This is a genomic window from Bartonella sp. CL434QHHD (genome assembly GCF_042195145.1).
Classification (GTDB): Bacteria; Pseudomonadota; Alphaproteobacteria; order Rhizobiales; family Rhizobiaceae; genus Bartonella.
In genome coordinates this window covers 14,976-30,756 of the sequence record NZ_JBHINT010000025.1, presented here as the reverse complement: position 1 = coordinate 30,756, position 15,781 = coordinate 14,976, and the positions used below count along the sequence as shown (strand labels likewise).

Sequence of the window (15,781 nt, the reverse complement as noted above, 5' to 3'; positions counted from 1 at the left end):
TTTCTTTATGATTTGTTAAAGGCTAAAAACCAAGGTTTTTTCTTTCCACGTGCGGTCGTGGCGGAATTGGTAGACGCGCAGCGTTGAGGTCGCTGTGGGGCAACCCGTGGAAGTTCGAGTCTTCTCGACCGCACCAGTTAGCAGTGAGTCTCTCTATAATGAGATGAAGTTATGTTAGAGAGAGGGGATTTATACGTATTATAGAAAAATCTTTTTTGTATGTTATTTGTTGGTGTGTTTCTAAGAATGTTTCGTTTTTTATTACTTTATCTATGCATTTGAAATGTTATATTTTTATAAGGTGGGGTGAAATTGCAGTGAGAAGTATAATGATTCTGAGATATTTAACACTTCTTATTTGTATTTCTTTATTGCCAGCATGTAGTGATTCACGTGCTGTACTTTGGCATGGGGTGCATGCAACACCTTCTATGACTGCCGTAGAAAGGGAAGTTGGAGGGAAACCAGTTTCTCCAAAAGCCATCGTTCCAGTGTATGTTGCAACAAGTCGTATGATGCAAAATAATTACGCTCAACCTTATGGTGCAGAGCGATCAAATAAAGTTCATTATAATCGCGTTGACGTAGGAATTCCTCAGCAACATGTAAAGGGAGTTGTTGAAATAAATGCGTATAAACCTACACATGATAAGTATTTTGCAGCAGTAGCATTGCAAAAATACGATAATAAAGAACAGTTTAAACAGCAATTAAATGCTGCTTTAGCAAAAAAGCCAAAAGGAAAAAGAGAAATTTTTCTTTTTATCCATGGGTATAATAATAATTTTGCAGATGGTACATTTCGTACAGCACAGTTTACACACGATTATTCTTTAAATGTTGTCGCTGTGCATTATTCTTGGCCTTCTGCCGGATCTGTTCCTCTTTATATTTATGATCGTGATAGTGCTAATTTTGCCCGTGACGGATTGATAGAGCTTTTAACGCTTATTAGTGAAACCAATGCTGATCAAATTTCGGTTATTGCACATTCTATGGGCAATTTTGTTATAATGGAAGCATTTAGAACATTAGCTTTACAGGGAAAATATAGGCCTATTCGTCGTATTACAAGTTTATTAATGGCTGCACCCGATATTGATGTTGATGTATTTGAGCGCCAACTTAATGATATAAAAAAACTCCCGCAGCCAACAGCTATTTTAGTATCCAGAACGGATAAAGCTCTCGCGGTTTCAGGACGTCTTACGGGTGGACATCATCGTGTGGGCGATGGCTCAGATATTGAAATGTTGCGTAAAAATGGAATAGCTGTTCTTGATTTCTCTCATGTGGATGGGGGAGCACACAATGTCTTTGCATCTTCACCAACGTTGATGGCTCTTTCTCGAGAAGGTTCTTTAGCTTCCACAATTATGCAAGGTACAGAATTGTCACCTAGTCAAGCCCTTCTTGCTGATGGTAGTAGTGTGTTGGAGAAAACAACACATCTTATCCTTTATACACCTGTACGTTTTCTCTCTCCACGGATTCCACGTTGATAGTGAAAAGAGAGAAGGAGCTCCATCAAATAATGTATTGGAGGTAATGTTTTTTAGCACTTTCTTTAGAATGGTTTTGTAAAATGAAAAATAAATAGCGGGATGAATGTAAAAAACAGTCATTAGGTGAGTTTGTGATGATCACACGGAAACGCTATGTTAATACGCCTACAGTTGTTGATTATTTATCTCATTCCGCAATTAAGTTGTTAGACATTCATGCTATGCTTGTGAAGGTGAGAAAAGGTGATATGGGGGAAAAACCAAATTTATTGCGTCAAATTGATTCTACAAAAAAACAGTTAGATGAGATAAGCCATGCTCTTATTTTAGAATATCGTAAACGCCAAGAAAATGAGCGTTTTTTAAAACAAATTCTGCTATCCATTTCTGATCAACTTTTTGCACTTAATAATGGTTTTAAGGAAACAGGGCGTCTTTTTTTTCAAGAAGTTAGAATACTTCAATCTCAGATGCAATGTTTATATGAGGGAAAGGAGAGGCTGCATTTGTTGAATAGCCAAGAATCTTTTTGTTCTCCGTCAAAGATTGATGAGGTCATTAAACAGTTACAAAAAGCACGAGAAAAGCTTATTCTTGAAAGCCCACATCTCTTTGAAAAAAGCACAAAAGCTAAACAATAAAAGTTCTTTAGTTGAGCAGATAGATAATTTGAATTTTACAGCAAACAACGCTGTTAGATAGAAGGCTATAACCTTTTTAAAGAAAAGAATTTGCTTTAAAAAATGAAACACATGTATTTTATAATCACACTCTTTATCGCATTAAAGCTTTAGAAGACTTTGGTTATATCTTTGCTAAAGTTAAGGCTGATGAATCAGGTGGCTTTATTGAAGAAAATGTTTGTGAAAAGAATTTACAAAAAACTTTCTGATTCTTTTAATAATAGCCCGCCGGATAATTTTGCCAATGTTATGAAGTTGTTAGTATATTCATTAGAAACTTAAATTTTAATATTTTCCTTGGTATAAATTAGCTGAATTTAAAGCATTAAAAAAGAAGTTTGATAAAAATAACATGTTTTGTAAATTCACGTTCATCTCTACCTTCTCTTGGATTTAAAAACACTTGGAAAATGAATAAGCTACACGTAATTAAAAAATATATGGTATCCCCAGAGGGTGGAGCGGGCTTTTGCAACAAGATTCAAGTTATGTAAATATGTGCAAGAGCTATTGATGCAGATAATTTTTTATGTTCCAATAAAAAATTAAGTATTAAAGAAAAAATCTCAAATCAGAAATTAAAGGTGATCTAAGAGGTGGACGAGAGGGGCGTTAAGTGAGGGCTATTCATTGGTTATCAGTATCATTCGTCAAGTCATCTTCACAGGGTAAATTATTGAGATGGGGCAGGGCTATGGTTGAATGTTCTAAAAGACAATACACGCTCTTGGTTTTTTCGCTATACGCACCACAATAAGCGCCGTGAAATGGGACTTGGTCCTGTTACGAAACTCTATTTAAAAAATTAGATGCCATACCAGCCGATCAAGAAGCGGCTGCTTTAATACGCTTACAGATTGAAAATTGTTGTGCGCCTGACATTGCAGTGTTGCGTTTTGCTTGTGTGGATGATTTAAAAAATCAATCGGATTATCAACGAAGTCAAGCTGCTTTTAATTGGTGTGAGGGGCGCTTAAAACCTCTTCATATTGGGCTTGACCGACGGCGCCAACATGTTTTTGGTGTTGATCTTGCCAGATCGGGCGATGCGACGTCGATTGTGGTGATGGAAGTGGGACAAGATTTGGTGCGCCGTGTTCGGTTTATGGTGGAATTGCGCAATACGCCGTTTGACCAACAAAGAGAAATTTTATTTTATGTGGTGAATAGTTTGCCGCGTTTGTTGGGGGGCGCTTTGGATGCACGGGGCAATGGGGCTTATTTAGCCGAAAAGACGGCGCAGCGTTATGGGGGGCTTGTGAAGGAAGTACAATTGTCGCAAAGTTGGTATGGCAAAGAAATGCCGGCTTATTTAGAAGCTTTTGGGGATGGGCTAAACAAAGCCTTTCCAATTTTTGGCAATGGTTGAAGAGTTTTTTTGTTCGCGAAAAGCTCTCTGATGCTGCCAAGGCTGGTATGGAACAAGCCGGCGAAGATTTAGCAAGTTGGATTGTCGATGGTTTTATGGGCACCATCTCACAACTGACAGATTTTTGTAAATCTTTGCCCCATCGCATGAAGGGGTGGATTGGTTCCATTGATGTAAGAGAGTTTTTGCCAAGTTTTTTGGGGGGCAAAACACCAATCCAGCCCATAGCACAATTTGCGGGGGCGGGGCGTGCAAATTCCCCTTTCACAGAAGCAAAAGGCANAGAGTTTTTGCCAAGTTTTTTGGGGGGCAAAACACCAATCCAGCCCATAGCACAATTTGCGGGGGCGGGGCGTGCAAATTCCCCTTTCACAGAAGCAAAAGGCAAAGAGCGCTCCACCATCACACACAATCAAAATGTCACGGTGCATGTCAATGGCGCCCGTGATCCTGTTGTCACTGGTCGTGCGGTTGCCCATGCCATTCAACGGGCACGCGCTAATGCCCTGTATGGCGGGACAGAATGATACGGGTTACAGAATAAGGGAAAAGACGGCGTGCTGGAAAGAACACAATGAGGGGAGGGATGAAGTGCTAGGAGGGCGCAATGGTAGGAGAGATGCAATGATACGTTTCGAAAGAGATGACGTGCTGGAAGGGATACAATCAATGGGAGGGAGCCTATGAGAGATCCTTTGATGATGTTAGGTCCGCATCAATTTTATGTGGACTGGCTGAATTTCCAATCTTTTGAAGAAGAGCTTTCTGCCTCATGGGTTTGTATGGAGTGTTTTGGCAGGTCCCCCAGTTTGCAATTTACCGGCTATGGCAATGATGCAAAGACCATTCATGGAGTTTGGTTTCCAGAAGAATTTGGGGACCGGGTAGCGATAGATGCCATCACTACAACTATCCGAAGAGCAAAGCCTGTCCAGATGCTTCGTTGGATCAATGATACCCCACCTATAGTGTCCTTCTCCATGGACCCGTAGTAATCACCACGATCAATAAAGACCATGACTATATCAGTCGCTCTAGTCAATCACAGCGCATCCGCTATTCCATTACGCTCTTGCCCTTTTTTAATGGCGGAAAACCACAAGGACAATACCAAGAGAGACAATATCAAATGGGGTATTACCAAGAGGAACCTACCCCATGAAGATACCCAAAAAGCGCGTTATTGTAGAGCTAGAGGATATGAGCCTCGATCTCCTTTGCTTTCACCATGTCATGGCTGTGTTAGGAGACCGGAGGCAAGCTGGTTTACTCAAAGGCTATTTAGAAGCCACACTGGAAGCTAATCCAGAGATTGCCAAATATGGTGTGTTTTTACCACGGGGCTTAAAGGTCATTCTGCCTGAATTTGTGTTTTCTAATCCCCAAAGCATGGTGAAGCGGTTATGGGATTAATGCGTACACACCCTTTTATTGCAAGGGTTTCGTGAGCAAATCAATGGTCCATGGAAAGCCGCGACCGTCACCCACTGCTATGAGAAACAAAGTGGATACACCACAGAAATTACACTTGAAGCACCAGACAAGGGAAGGGACAAAAATAGAGGCTGGGCTGGTCACCCAAGCCAACGGGAACAGTTTAGCGACAACCCCGTCCGATGCAACTTAACTTAACATCGCAGCCACTTCTTATCACTTAAAGCAATGAGAAGACGATTAACATAGATGAAAGAGTGTTAAAAAATAATGGATATACTTCATAAGGAAAAATTAAAATCTGTTGAACCTATTTCACCAGCTGCTGCTTATATTGGGGGCAAAAGAAGATTAGCCAAAACCATTGTCAAAATCATTGAAGATATTCCACATAGCATTTATGCTGAGCCTTTCGTTGGTATGGGTGGAATATTCTTTAGACGAAAACTGATTCCATCTACTGAAATTATCAATGATTTTTCAGGAGATGTGGTGAATTTTTTTCGGGTGTTACAACGCCATTATCACCCTTTTATAGAACTGTTAGCGTTTCAAATAAGCAGCCGTGAGACGTTTGAACGCTTACAGACACAAAATCCAGAAACGCTTACGGATTTAGAACGGGCTTTGCGGTTTTTATATTTGCAGCGTTTAAGTTTTAGTGGGAAAGTAGCAGAGCGTACGTTTAGAGTTGAGACAGACCGTAGTGCACGGTTTAATCCCTTCAAACTTGAAGGTATATTAAAGCTTATTTACCGCCGTTTAGCGAGAGTTATCATTGAACATTTAGACTGGTCTGATTTTATTGTGCGTTATGACCGGCCAAATACCTTGTTTTATCTTGATCCACCTTATTTTGGTTTTGAGGATTATTATGGCAAGGACTTGTTTAAGCGGGAGGATTACCAGACGATGTCTATGCTGCTTGCACAATTAAAGGGGAAGTTTCTTCTCTCTCTCAATGATGTGCCAGAGATTCGAAAAACCTTCAGTCAATTCCATATAAAAGAGGTGAGAACAATTTATTCCTGTAATTTGTCAAATAATGCGATTCCGGCAAAGGAACTCATCATTACCAATTGTGATATTTAGGAGAAGAGAAAAAGATCTATTAAAGGGATTTAAACAATCTTTGAAAGGTCTTTGAAGACCCTTTGAGCCCCCCTTAAAATCATTGTAGTTTGACACTAGGTTTTATACTAAGTGGGAAAAGGTGGGATTAGGTAGGAATACGTGGTAATTTGTTGTTTTTATGTATAAAATTTAGCATTAAATGCGCGTTTTGTCAAAATAGATTTTGACACCTAAAATTGTAAAAAAGAGCTAAAAAGAGCGAAAATCAGAAAAAAGTGCATTTTCATGGTAAAAATGAGAGAAGGCTTTGAAAGGTCTTTGAAAACCCTGTGAAAAATTTTGAAAAGTCTGTGAAAACCCAGAAAACCGCCTTTGAAGACCCTGTGAAAAAAATCACTCCAAAAGTTCAATTGACTCCAAAATCAGCCAAAAATGACCCAAAAAGCAAAAAAGATATGCGCCATATGGCGCGTTTCTATTTTTTTGCAAATATAATTATTTAAAAACAATGCATTATTTAAGTTTCTTAATGTAAATAGAAACGCGCCTGTATTTTTCATATTAAAGAGGCATTAAGCCGTATTTTGTGTAGTTTCTGGATGTGCATTTTCAGCTTCTATTTGACGCTTTAAATGCAGTTTTAAAAGAGGTAAAATAAGCTCAACTTCTTCCGTGTCGTTGATGTCTTGAACAAGCTCTTGCAGTTTTCCATAAAGTTCCGCCGCGAGTTCCGCTATATCTTCAGGAGGGATCTTTATATTTGTATCGCGATAGGTTGTATAAGCTATGCGACCAAGCTTTTTCATGAGACCAGCAGGGATGGTAGGTGGAGATATATTGAAAGACTGAGTTTTCATCATGTTTATGAACATTTCATCTTCACCAGTCAAAAGCCAATTTAGGTTGACCCCAAATTTTTCTCCATATGATGTTAAAACGGTTGCGTCTGGGGTTCTATCACCGCGTTCGTAATTGCCAAGCCCTTGAATACTAATACCAATTTTAAGAGAAAATATATCACGAGATAAGCCTACAAGCTTTCTTACCTCTATGAGGCGTCTTGCTAATGGGGTTTTGGGTTCATTTCTTTGTCGTGTCATATTAAAGAGGCATTAAGCCGTATTTTGTGTAGTTTCTAGATGTACTCTTTCAGCCTCTATTTGACGCTTTAAATGCAATTTTAAAAGAGGCAAGGTGAGCTCGATCTCTTCCGTGTCGTTGATGTCTTGAACAAGCTCTTGCAGTTTTCTATAAAGTTCCGCCGCGAGTTCCGCTATATCTTCAGGGGGGAGTTTTATTTTAGCATCGCGATAGGTTGTATAAGCTATGCGACCAAGCTTTTTCATGAGTCCAGTAGGGATAGTTTGTGGTTTAAAACCTGCTGCTTTCGCTTTTGCCATATCACTAAACATTTCACCTTCACCAGTGACAAGCCAATGAGGATTAATGTTATAGGCTGTATAATAGGCGTTAATTACTGAGGATGGAGGCTCATGTGCTCCGATTTCATAATTGGCAAGGGTATTGCGTTGTAAATTAAGGCGTTGCGCAAAAATGCCCCGCTCTTCGTTTCCGAGTATTCGTCGTACTTCACGCAAGCGTTTTGCCAGTTCTGTTTTTGGTTCTACTTCTGGACGTGCCAAAAAAAATCACCTCTATACAAAATAAATTGTTTACAACACAAAATATTTGGTATATATATCTAATTACCGCCCGATATAGAGGGCAGATATTTTACAATTAACCCCACAAAAAACGGATGGTTTGAGCATCCGTTTGAAGCAGGAGCGAAAGTTATGACAACCACCCAAACATGCATCCAAGTATGGGATCGCCATAGTATTTTAGCCGAGCTACGCCGCCGTAACATGACCTTGGCGGAGCTCGCGAAAGCTTATCAACTCTCGTCATCCAGTGTGCAACACATTTGGACACGGTCTAACGAGAAAGCCGAACGTGCTATTGCCGATTTTATCGGTTTGCCCGTTGAGCAAGTTTTTAGCGACCGCTACCCCAAAAGTCGCCGTCGCATTTTTAAAGCAGCAAAACATGCCAATACAGATTCGCGTGCGCATTCTGCTTTGCGCGGGAATGCTGCTTGAACTTCGTTACACGGCTTTGCGTTTTTGCGCATTTGCCATGAATTTAAATACCATAAGATAAAAAGGTTTATCAATGTCTAAAGATCAGTACGAAATAGGCAAGATAAATTGCATAGAGTTGCATCATAGAACAGCCGTTTGGATGGGTTGGTTCTGGCGATTAGGGGGTGGTCATATTGTTTTTATAGGGGGTGGTTATGGTTGCTGCTTGTAATTTATGGACCCCAGATGTCAGAAACGATATCGTTAATCCTTATTCAGAAGTTGAACGTTTACAGGTGATGCTTTCCTGTTCTTTAAAAGCCGTGAGTAGTGGATTTAAGCATCTGCCGATCCGGTATATTATTGACCCCCCGCATGGCTTATTTGATGCGGCGTTAGCACGACAGATTGTTATTCATATTTTGCATTATCAGTTTGAGGTGCCACGGCGGCGTATTGTTGCGATACAGGCACGTCAGCGGACTTCTATTTCTCTATCTATGCAAGTGATTAACCGGCGTTTGGAAGAACCCGTTTTTGCGAAAGCTTATCGAAGATGGGCAGGGCGTGCGATGGATTTATTCTTTAAAGAGATCAGAAAGGCGGCGGCGTGATGGCACAGTTTCAAAAGCTTGCTCTTGATGTGATTGTGGTACCGGAGCGTATACGCCCTGTGGATGATGAGCATGCCAAGGCACTTGCACAATCAATGGCGCGGGAGGGATTGATGAATCCGATTACGGTGCGCCATACCCCCAATGCTAAGGAAGGTAATTACACGCTTATTGCTGGTGCGCATCGGCTTCGTGCTGCTGAGCTTTTGGGCTATAGTGACATTGATGCGGTTGTGGTGCTGGCTGATAAGGACAATGCCGCGCTTTTAGAAGTGGCTGAAAACCTTTTTCGCAATGAATTGTCTGTTATTGATCGTGCGCTTTTTGTCCAGACTTACCGCGAATTGTGGGAAAAGAAGTATGGGGAGATTAAGGTTGGTGGGGACAGAAAATCAAAGGGTAAACATTACCCTTTGATCGGTGGTAATCAATATACAAAGGACAAAGTGGCAAAGGTGCAACTTGCACCTTTGCCAAATGATGGTTCTTCAGAGCACCATGAAACTGGGTGTGAAGGGGATGAAAAATCAAAGGATCAAGTTGATCCTTTGATCGGTGATGAGAAATTGGGACAAGTTGTCCCTATTTCTTATACAGATGAAGAAAATGGTAAAGGGACAGTTTTATCTTTTTCTAAACATGTGGCGGATCGTATTGGTTTGTCTCAAGTTTCAGTAAAACGTCTTAACAGCATTGCTCAGCATTTACAGCCGGAGTTGCGGGCGGTTTTGCGGGGGACGGCATTGGCGGATAATCAAGCGCAGTTGTTAAAATTAGCCAAGATGGAGCCGGTTGCGCAACGGCGGGTGGCAATTGCTTTGCAACAGGTTGAGGGAGATTTACGGCGGGCTGTTGATTTGGTCAATGGGATTAATACGCCGCCGCAAATTAATGAACAAGAGCGGGTTTTTGCTCAGTTATTGGGTGTTTGGCAGAGGGCGGATGCGCAGACAAAGGCGCGGTTTTATGATTATTTGAACAAGCAATCGGGGGAGGTGCTGTCATGAAGAGGCATGGTTGCGGGCAGCTTGATTTTTTCCAAAAGCCGGTTTTTCCTTGTCGTGAACCCGTTGCACAGATTGATTTAGGGCGGTTTCGCTCGCGCATTAAGCGTGCGATGGCGCGTGCTTTGAGAGAATGCCGGCATGAGCGCAGTGTGATTGCGGAGCGTATGGCGCATTATTTAGGGATTGGGTGTTTAAGTAAGGCGAGTTTGGATGCTTATGTGGCAGAAAGTAAGCAGGTGGATATTTCCCTGCCGCGGTTTAAGGCATTTGTGCGGGCGACAGAGGCATTTTGGCTTTGGGATGAGGTGGTGAGTGAAGATGGATTGTTGCTGTTGCAAGGGGATGAGGCACGTTTAGCAGAGATTGCGCGGCTTCAGCAGGAACAGCGGGAGATTGCAGCGCAATTGAAAGCCATGCGCGCAACGCCGGTTCGCATTAAAAGGGGGCAGCCATGAAGGAATGGTTTACTATTGCCGAATTGGCTGAGGCAGCTTTGCCAGGGTTGCCTAAGAGTAAGGGCGGATTGCGTAAGATTTTGGCGTCCACATGGCGTCATCAAAGTGGTTTGACACGTAAAGTTAAAGGGGTTTCTCGACCTATTGTAGAAATTCACATTTCTTTATTGCCGGAGGGGGCGCGGGCGGCGTTGTTGGTGCGGTTTGGAGTGGGTGTTGATGTGAAACAAACGCAAGGGGAGCAAAAGACAAGCATTTGGGTGCGTTATGAGGGGCTTTCCAAGGCGCATAAAAGGCGCTGTGAAGAGCGTTTGAAGGCACTTTGCTTTTGGGAAGATTTACTCCATGCCGGTATGGGTGTGCATGATGCGGCAAGTTTGAGTGCGGTGCAATTTGGTGTGAGCCGGATGTCGCTTTTTAATTGGCGGCAGATGGTGGAGGGGTATGAGCGCCCTGATTGGTTGGCAGCTTTAGCGCCTTGTTATGGTGAGGAGAATGTTTCGCAATTTGCGCCGTGTCATGAGGGGGCGTGGGAGGTTTTTTGTTCGGATTATTTGCGCCCCTCTAAACCTGCTTTTTCGGCGTGTTATCGGCGGATGGTTTCGGTTGCACAGGAGCGGGGTTGGCAGCCCATTCCTTCAGAGCGGGCTTTGCGGCGTCGTTTTAAGGCGCAAGTTTCCAAAGCGGTTGTGGTTTTAGCGCGTGAGGGAGAAGAAAAGGCAAAAAAGCTTTATCCAGCCCAACGGCGTGATCGCTCGAGCTTGCATGCATTGCAAGCAGTGAATATGGACGGGCATAAGCTGGATGTTTTTGTGAGCGTTCCTTGGACAGAGAAGCCTGTGCGGCTTTATCTGATAGCGATACAAGATCTTTATTCGGGCAAGATTTTATCGTGGCGCCTGTCGGATGCTGAGACTTGGGAAATCGTGCGTTTGGTGATTGGGGACATGGTGGAAGCTTATGGCATACCAGAGCGTATGACCTTGGATAATGGGCGTGCCTTTACCAGCAAGTGGATTTCTGGAGGTGTGCAAAACCGTTTTCGTTTTAAGATTAAGCCGGATGATCCGCAAGGACTTTTGACGAGTTTGGGGGTGCAATTGCAATGGACCACCCCTTATAGCGGACAGTCTAAACCGATTGAGCGGGCATGGCGTGATCTGGCAGAAGCGATTTCGAAACATCCCTTTTGTGCGGGGGCTTATACGGGCAATAAACCGGATGCCAAGCCTGAAGATTACGGCAAGCGCGCGATAGGATTTGAAGCGTTTAAAGCCCATGTTGGTGCGCAAATTTGTGCACACAATGCGCAAGCAGGGCGCAAAGCGGTTAATTGTGCGGGGCGCAGTTTTGATGAGACCTTTACAGAGAGCTTGCAAGCCGAGGGGACGATTATTCGGCAAGCAACGGCAGCACAACGGGCTTTATGGCTTTTAACCTCTGAGGCATTGCGTGCGCAAAAGGGTACGGGCGAGATCCATTTTTATGGCAATCGTTATTGGGCGCGGGCGTTGAATGAGCATGCGGGGAAAAAAGTGATTGTACGCTTTGATCCGGATCATTTGCATCAAGATTTACGGGTTTATGATTTGAACAATCGGTTGCTTTGTTTGGCACCATGCCTTTCTGATGTAGGTTTTTATGACCAGCAGGCGGCGCGCTTGAATGGGCGTTTGCGTAAAGAATATGTGAAGGCTGTTAAAGCAGAAAAACAGCTAGCGGCAAAGCTTGCGCCTGATCACTTGGCCGATGTTTATGGTCGCCTTGAGAAAAAGGATGAAGCGTTCAAATCTAAGCTTCCGATAAAGCCAAAGGTGAGCCGCTTGATGCCAAACAATGTGGGGAATTTAGCTTTGAAAGCAGACGATGATGAGGCTTTGGGGGAGGAAGAATTCAGTCAACACTTGCATAAAGCTTTGAGAAAGCTTTCCGCCTCTGATGAGGGGCGTGAGGTGATCAAGTTTCCCAAGCAATAGAATAAGGAAATAGGAAAAGAGAGGGGGGATTTAAGGGGACCGGTTGAGGTCCATGTGCGGGGTTGAAGCGTTAACAAAGAAAAGGGGGGAGAAGTCTTAATCCTTTAAAAGTTTAAATCAATACATGAAGTTTCTAGGTATCTTTGCCTGATCGGGAGAGATGCGTGGAGTTAGCAAGTTCTCTGATGTGTGAGAAAGAGAGGGGATTTGCAAGGTTAGCCGTTTTAGTATCGCGTACGGCTTTAAATGTTCATTCTAAAGACAAAAGATAAGGGGCGGGTGGGAGCCCTTCCCCTTATCAATAGTCTAAAATCAATACAGAGGGGAATATACATGAAAAACGCGATAAATGCAACGGTCGATAAAAATCCTTGGGCGCGACCTAAAATCCAGCCTAATGGAACAGCACAAAACCGCAACAGTGATGACATTGCTTTATGGAATGAGCTTGTGGATGCGGTGAGAGCTTTGGGACAAATGAATGATTGGTCGAAAGCAGAGGTGGCGCGGCGCATTGGCATGCCGGATGGGACGTTTTCGCAATGGTATGCGGGCAGTTATGCGGGACAGTTGGGGAAGCAAAATGCAAAGGTTCAACAATGGGTTGAGGTTTTAAAGGAAACGGCGGGGTTTTTGGAGCGCATTCCTGAAAAACCAGCCTTTCAGAGGAATCGAATTGCCAGTGAGATCATTGATACTTTAACACTGGCACAAAGTACGGGGGATATGGTGATGATTACGCTTGATGCGGGCAGTGGTAAGACCGAAACCTGCCGCCATTATCGCTCTACCCGCCCGCATGTTTATCTGGTGACAGCAAGCCCGCATACGCGCAGTGTTCACGGTATTTTGAATGATATGGCAGCAGAATTGGAAGTGGTGGAATATAATCCCACCCGCTTAACGCGTGCGATTGGCAAAAAGTTAGAGCGCGTGGGCAGTGGCACGTTGTTGATTGTTGATGAAGCGCAAAATTTAACGGATGAGGCGATTAATCAGTTGCGCCACTTTGTTGATATTAATGGTACGGGGTTGGCTTTGGTTGGCAATGATGAAATCTCTGGACGGTTGGTTCATCGTCAAAATGGTCCCTCTTATGCGCAAATTAAAAGCCGATTGGCGATGCATTTGAAACGGCGCAAGCCCTATAGTGAGGATATTGCAGCGCGCATTCATGATTGGGGGATTGAAGATGTTGGTGCGATAAAGTTTTTGACGGGAATTGGTTTGAAAGCTGGTGCTTTGCGGCAAATTGACAAAACCATGATGTTGGCACGCATGGCAGCGCTTGGAGATGGGTGTGAGGTGACCCTGAAACATGTCAAAGCGGCATGGAAAAACCGTGACGTGGAGGAATTGGCATGATCTCTTTATGCGACAAAGAATTATCCGATACGCTTGTTGGTCTTTATGACGATTATCAATGCGGTTTTGATATTGGAGAACAGCTTAAATTGTGTGTTGATTTGGCGTTATTGCTTGAATTGGAGTTGAGTGTTCACCGTTTGGGGGAAGCGGATGCGGTTTTGGAAGGCCAAGTTTCAGAAGTTTTGGCTGAGTGTGAAGGCTCTGATGCGGATGAGAGCAATCGTGTGATTTATATGGATTTTGGAGGAAGCAAATGATGGAACGCAACCCCTATATGGTGAGAGATAGCTTGATTGCTTTGCGCTCTGCCTTGTTAAAACATGAAATGGATGGGATTTTTATGCATGGACAAGATGTTCGAGAATTGAATGAGTATTTGCGTCGTTTGGCAGGCTATAACCACGTTTTAGGTCATGAGCTTATGCGGTGTCGTTGGCAATTGAAAGCGGGATGTGCGCCTTCTTCAGGGGATGTTGTGCCATTTCGTCGGTTTCAAAAAACATAAGGAGGAAGTTGGTGATGAATCCACAAATTGAACTTGAAGGTACGCGTTATATGAAGGATGCGAAAGGGGCTTTGGTGCCGGTAAACCTGATCCGCCCTGCGGATTTGTTAGAGGATGAAACGGTGCGCAAAATTATGGGTTTTGCGAAAGAATTATCGGCAAGGATTGCACGTTTTAACAACCATACGATTGCGGATTTGAGTGATTTTGATAGCTTGCTTGCGCAAGAATATGGTGTGGAGCGGCGTGGCAAAAAGGGCAATTGTACTTACACAAGCTTTGATGGTTTGCAACGCATTAAGGTGCAGGTACAGGAAAGTGTTGATTTTGGACCGCAATTGCAAATTGCCAAAAGCCTTCTTGATGAATGTTTGAATGAGTGGTCTGCGGATGCGCGCCCTGAAATCCGTGCGATTATTACGCGTGCTTTTAATACGGATAAAGAAGGCAAGGTGAATCGGGGGGAGATCTTTATGCTGTTGCGTTTGGATATTGATGATCCACGCTGGAAAGAGGCGATGCGTGCTATTCGTGAGTCATTCCGTGTGACGACATCTAAGGAATATGTGCGTTTTTATGAGCGTGATAGCCTAGAAAGCGCTTGGCGTGCTGTGACCATTGATTTGGCGAAGACATGAGGGAGGTAACATGTCTTTAGCTGTCCTTCATATGGGAAAACGCGCGTTAGGTCTTGATGATGAGACCTATCGCGCACTGCTCTATCGCTTAACAGGCAAGCAATCGGCGAAAGATTTGAATTTTTCAGAAAAGCACTTGGTTATCGCTGAAATGAAAGCGTGTGGTTTTAAGCCGAATGGGAAGCGTTTAGAGGGTAAATATGCCAAGAAGCTCCAGGCGCTCTGGATTGCTGGGTGGAATCTTGGCATTATTCGTGATCGTTCAGACAAGGCGTTGCTTGCCTTTGTGAAAAGACAGACAGGGATTGATCATATTCGTTTTTTACGCGATAGCGATGATGCATGCAGAGCTATTGAGGCGTTGAAAGGTTGGTTGCAGCGTGAGGGTGGGGTTGACTGGAGAGGAAAAAACCGCGAAGATTCATGGAGGAATAAACCAAGCATTTCCATTTTGTGTGCCCAATGGAAGTGTTTGAATCCCGATGCTGTGTTTGATCTTGGGGCTTTTCATCAAAGTGTTATGGCGTTAAGTGGTAAAGCTTTGGGTGAGATGAGTGGGGGCGACTTTAGAGAAGTTATGAATGTTTGGGGGCGGAAAATCCGAAAAGGTATTAAAAGCGAGGGGTAAGCATGTATGCAAGAGGAAATCTATAGCGATTTTCCTGCCTTATTGCGTGAAATAGCTGATGTTGCGGGCAGTGAAGCAGCATGGAATATGATGCGGGCTTTTGGTGGACGAGAAGTTTATATACCCGGGCGTCTTGAGAGTGCGGATTGGTTGATTGAAATTGTTGGGTTTGAAGAGGCGCAGCAACTCATCAACCATTTTTGTTTTAATGGTTCTGGTGTGCGCCTTCTTATCCCCCTTGGCAGAGATGCTGAACGGCGGCAAAAAATGGTGCAAGCGTTGCAAAAAGGCTGGTCGGTGGATACTGCAGCTGCTGTTTCTGGTATGCATGTGCGTACAGCCTATCGCTTGAAGAAGAAAATTTCTTTGCAAGAACCACAAGGTTTATTATTTCCAGAGTTTTATGAGTATTGAGAGTTTTGACTGACAGTGTCAGGCTTA

At 43.4% G+C, this 15,781-nt stretch carries 19 protein-coding genes, 1 tRNA gene and 5 pseudogenes; 23 read left to right on the top strand and 2 right to left on the bottom strand.

The window, feature by feature from the left end:
* The first annotated feature begins 51 nt into the window (after positions 1-51).
* The 11 genes and pseudogenes from ACFILN_RS04120 (at position 52) to ACFILN_RS04070 (ending at position 6,568) form a co-directional block, all read left to right on the top strand.
* A tRNA-Leu gene (locus ACFILN_RS04120) sits at positions 52-136 on the top strand.
* A gap of 193 nt (positions 137-329) precedes the next feature.
* A complete protein-coding gene (locus ACFILN_RS04115) occupies positions 330-1,502 on the top strand; it encodes an alpha/beta hydrolase (RefSeq protein ID WP_375631276.1) in 1,173 nt (390 codons plus the stop codon).
* Positions 1,503-1,639: 137 nt separating this feature from the next.
* A complete protein-coding gene (locus tag ACFILN_RS04110) occupies positions 1,640-2,146 on the top strand; it encodes a hypothetical protein (protein WP_273791370.1) in 507 nt (168 codons plus the stop codon).
* Positions 2,147-2,804: 658 nt separating this feature from the next.
* Positions 2,805-2,991, top strand: a pseudogene (locus ACFILN_RS04105) (Arm DNA-binding domain-containing protein); the annotation flags it as partial.
* Positions 2,991-3,521: pseudogene (locus tag ACFILN_RS04100) on the top strand (hypothetical protein); the annotation flags it as partial. The pseudogenes ACFILN_RS04105 and ACFILN_RS04100, both read left to right, overlap by 1 nt.
* Positions 3,512-4,084 (top strand): annotated as a pseudogene (locus ACFILN_RS04095) (hypothetical protein); the annotation flags it as partial. The pseudogenes ACFILN_RS04100 and ACFILN_RS04095, both read left to right, overlap by 10 nt.
* A 156-nt stretch (positions 4,085-4,240) precedes the next feature.
* Positions 4,241-4,719, top strand: a pseudogene (locus ACFILN_RS04090) (phage tail protein).
* Complete coding sequence (locus ACFILN_RS04085; RefSeq protein ID WP_375670950.1) at positions 4,716-4,970, top strand: tail protein X; 255 nt, start codon at positions 4,716-4,718, stop codon at positions 4,968-4,970. Before ACFILN_RS04090 ends, ACFILN_RS04085 begins: the two are co-directional and overlap by 4 nt.
* Before the next feature lie 12 nt (positions 4,971-4,982).
* A pseudogene (locus ACFILN_RS04080) lies at positions 4,983-5,189 on the top strand (hypothetical protein); the annotation flags it as partial.
* A 72-nt stretch (positions 5,190-5,261) separates the two neighbouring features.
* The gene (locus ACFILN_RS04075; protein WP_375670948.1) at positions 5,262-6,083 is read left to right on the top strand and encodes a DNA adenine methylase; all 822 of its coding nucleotides are present in this window, start codon (positions 5,262-5,264) and stop codon (positions 6,081-6,083) included.
* A gap of 311 nt (positions 6,084-6,394) precedes the next feature.
* Positions 6,395-6,568 carry a hypothetical protein gene (locus ACFILN_RS04070; protein ID WP_375670946.1) on the top strand — a complete coding sequence of 58 codons (174 nt, stop codon included), beginning with the start codon at positions 6,395-6,397 and terminating at the stop codon, positions 6,566-6,568.
* A gap of 69 nt (positions 6,569-6,637) precedes the next feature.
* On the opposite strand, the gene ACFILN_RS04065 is transcribed toward ACFILN_RS04070, so the two are convergent.
* Both ACFILN_RS04065 and ACFILN_RS04060 read right to left on the bottom strand, forming a co-directional pair.
* The gene (locus ACFILN_RS04065; RefSeq protein ID WP_375670944.1) at positions 6,638-7,165 is read right to left on the bottom strand and encodes a helix-turn-helix domain-containing protein; all 528 of its coding nucleotides are present in this window, start codon (positions 7,163-7,165) and stop codon (positions 6,638-6,640) included.
* Between the two features lie 12 nt (positions 7,166-7,177).
* Positions 7,178-7,708, bottom strand: a complete 531-nt coding sequence (locus tag ACFILN_RS04060; RefSeq protein ID WP_375670942.1) for a helix-turn-helix domain-containing protein — start codon at positions 7,706-7,708, stop codon at positions 7,178-7,180.
* 153 nt (positions 7,709-7,861) lie between these two features.
* Here ACFILN_RS04060 and ACFILN_RS04055 point away from each other — a divergent pair, with 153 nt between their 5' ends.
* The 12 genes from ACFILN_RS04055 to ACFILN_RS04000 all read left to right on the top strand — a co-directional run bounded on the left by ACFILN_RS04055 (position 7,862) and on the right by ACFILN_RS04000 (position 15,754).
* Positions 7,862-8,167, top strand: coding sequence for a helix-turn-helix transcriptional regulator (locus tag ACFILN_RS04055; RefSeq protein WP_005864619.1), 306 nt, complete (start codon positions 7,862-7,864; stop codon positions 8,165-8,167).
* Positions 8,168-8,240: 73 nt separating this feature from the next.
* Positions 8,241-8,381: a hypothetical protein gene (locus tag ACFILN_RS04050; protein ID WP_375615419.1), complete on the top strand. Its 141-nt coding sequence runs from the start codon at positions 8,241-8,243 to the stop codon at positions 8,379-8,381.
* Positions 8,365-8,763 carry a hypothetical protein gene (locus tag ACFILN_RS04045; protein ID WP_038474380.1) on the top strand — a complete coding sequence of 133 codons (399 nt, stop codon included), beginning with the start codon at positions 8,365-8,367 and terminating at the stop codon, positions 8,761-8,763. The genes ACFILN_RS04050 and ACFILN_RS04045 overlap by 17 nt, the downstream gene beginning before the upstream one ends.
* Complete coding sequence (locus tag ACFILN_RS04040; protein WP_375670940.1) at positions 8,763-9,770, top strand: ParB/RepB/Spo0J family partition protein; 1,008 nt, start codon at positions 8,763-8,765, stop codon at positions 9,768-9,770. Before ACFILN_RS04045 ends, ACFILN_RS04040 begins: the two co-directional genes overlap by 1 nt.
* Positions 9,767-10,225, top strand: coding sequence for a hypothetical protein (locus tag ACFILN_RS04035; RefSeq protein WP_012232200.1), 459 nt, complete (start codon positions 9,767-9,769; stop codon positions 10,223-10,225). Before ACFILN_RS04040 ends, ACFILN_RS04035 begins: the two co-directional genes overlap by 4 nt.
* On the top strand, positions 10,222-12,201 hold the full coding sequence (locus ACFILN_RS04030; RefSeq protein WP_375670938.1) for a transposase domain-containing protein: 1,980 nt from the start codon (positions 10,222-10,224) through the stop codon (positions 12,199-12,201). Before ACFILN_RS04035 ends, ACFILN_RS04030 begins: the two co-directional genes overlap by 4 nt.
* A 333-nt stretch (positions 12,202-12,534) precedes the next feature.
* Positions 12,535-13,566 (top strand): AAA family ATPase, encoded by a 1,032-nt coding sequence (locus ACFILN_RS04025; protein WP_273790128.1) that lies wholly within the window; start codon positions 12,535-12,537, stop codon positions 13,564-13,566.
* Positions 13,563-13,826 carry a hypothetical protein gene (locus ACFILN_RS04020; protein ID WP_273790127.1) on the top strand — a complete coding sequence of 88 codons (264 nt, stop codon included), beginning with the start codon at positions 13,563-13,565 and terminating at the stop codon, positions 13,824-13,826. Before ACFILN_RS04025 ends, ACFILN_RS04020 begins: the two co-directional genes overlap by 4 nt.
* The gene (locus ACFILN_RS04015; RefSeq protein ID WP_375667518.1) at positions 13,823-14,074 is read left to right on the top strand and encodes a hypothetical protein; all 252 of its coding nucleotides are present in this window, start codon (positions 13,823-13,825) and stop codon (positions 14,072-14,074) included. The genes ACFILN_RS04020 and ACFILN_RS04015 overlap by 4 nt, the downstream gene beginning before the upstream one ends.
* A gap of 14 nt (positions 14,075-14,088) precedes the next feature.
* Positions 14,089-14,712 (top strand): DUF3164 family protein, encoded by a 624-nt coding sequence (locus ACFILN_RS04010; RefSeq protein ID WP_375627429.1) that lies wholly within the window; start codon positions 14,089-14,091, stop codon positions 14,710-14,712.
* A gap of 10 nt (positions 14,713-14,722) precedes the next feature.
* Complete coding sequence (locus ACFILN_RS04005) at positions 14,723-15,340, top strand: regulatory protein GemA (protein ID WP_375670936.1); 618 nt, start codon at positions 14,723-14,725, stop codon at positions 15,338-15,340.
* Positions 15,341-15,346: 6 nt separating this feature from the next.
* Positions 15,347-15,754 (top strand): helix-turn-helix domain-containing protein, encoded by a 408-nt coding sequence (locus tag ACFILN_RS04000; protein ID WP_273790124.1) that lies wholly within the window; start codon positions 15,347-15,349, stop codon positions 15,752-15,754.
* Positions 15,755-15,781 lie beyond the last annotated feature (27 nt).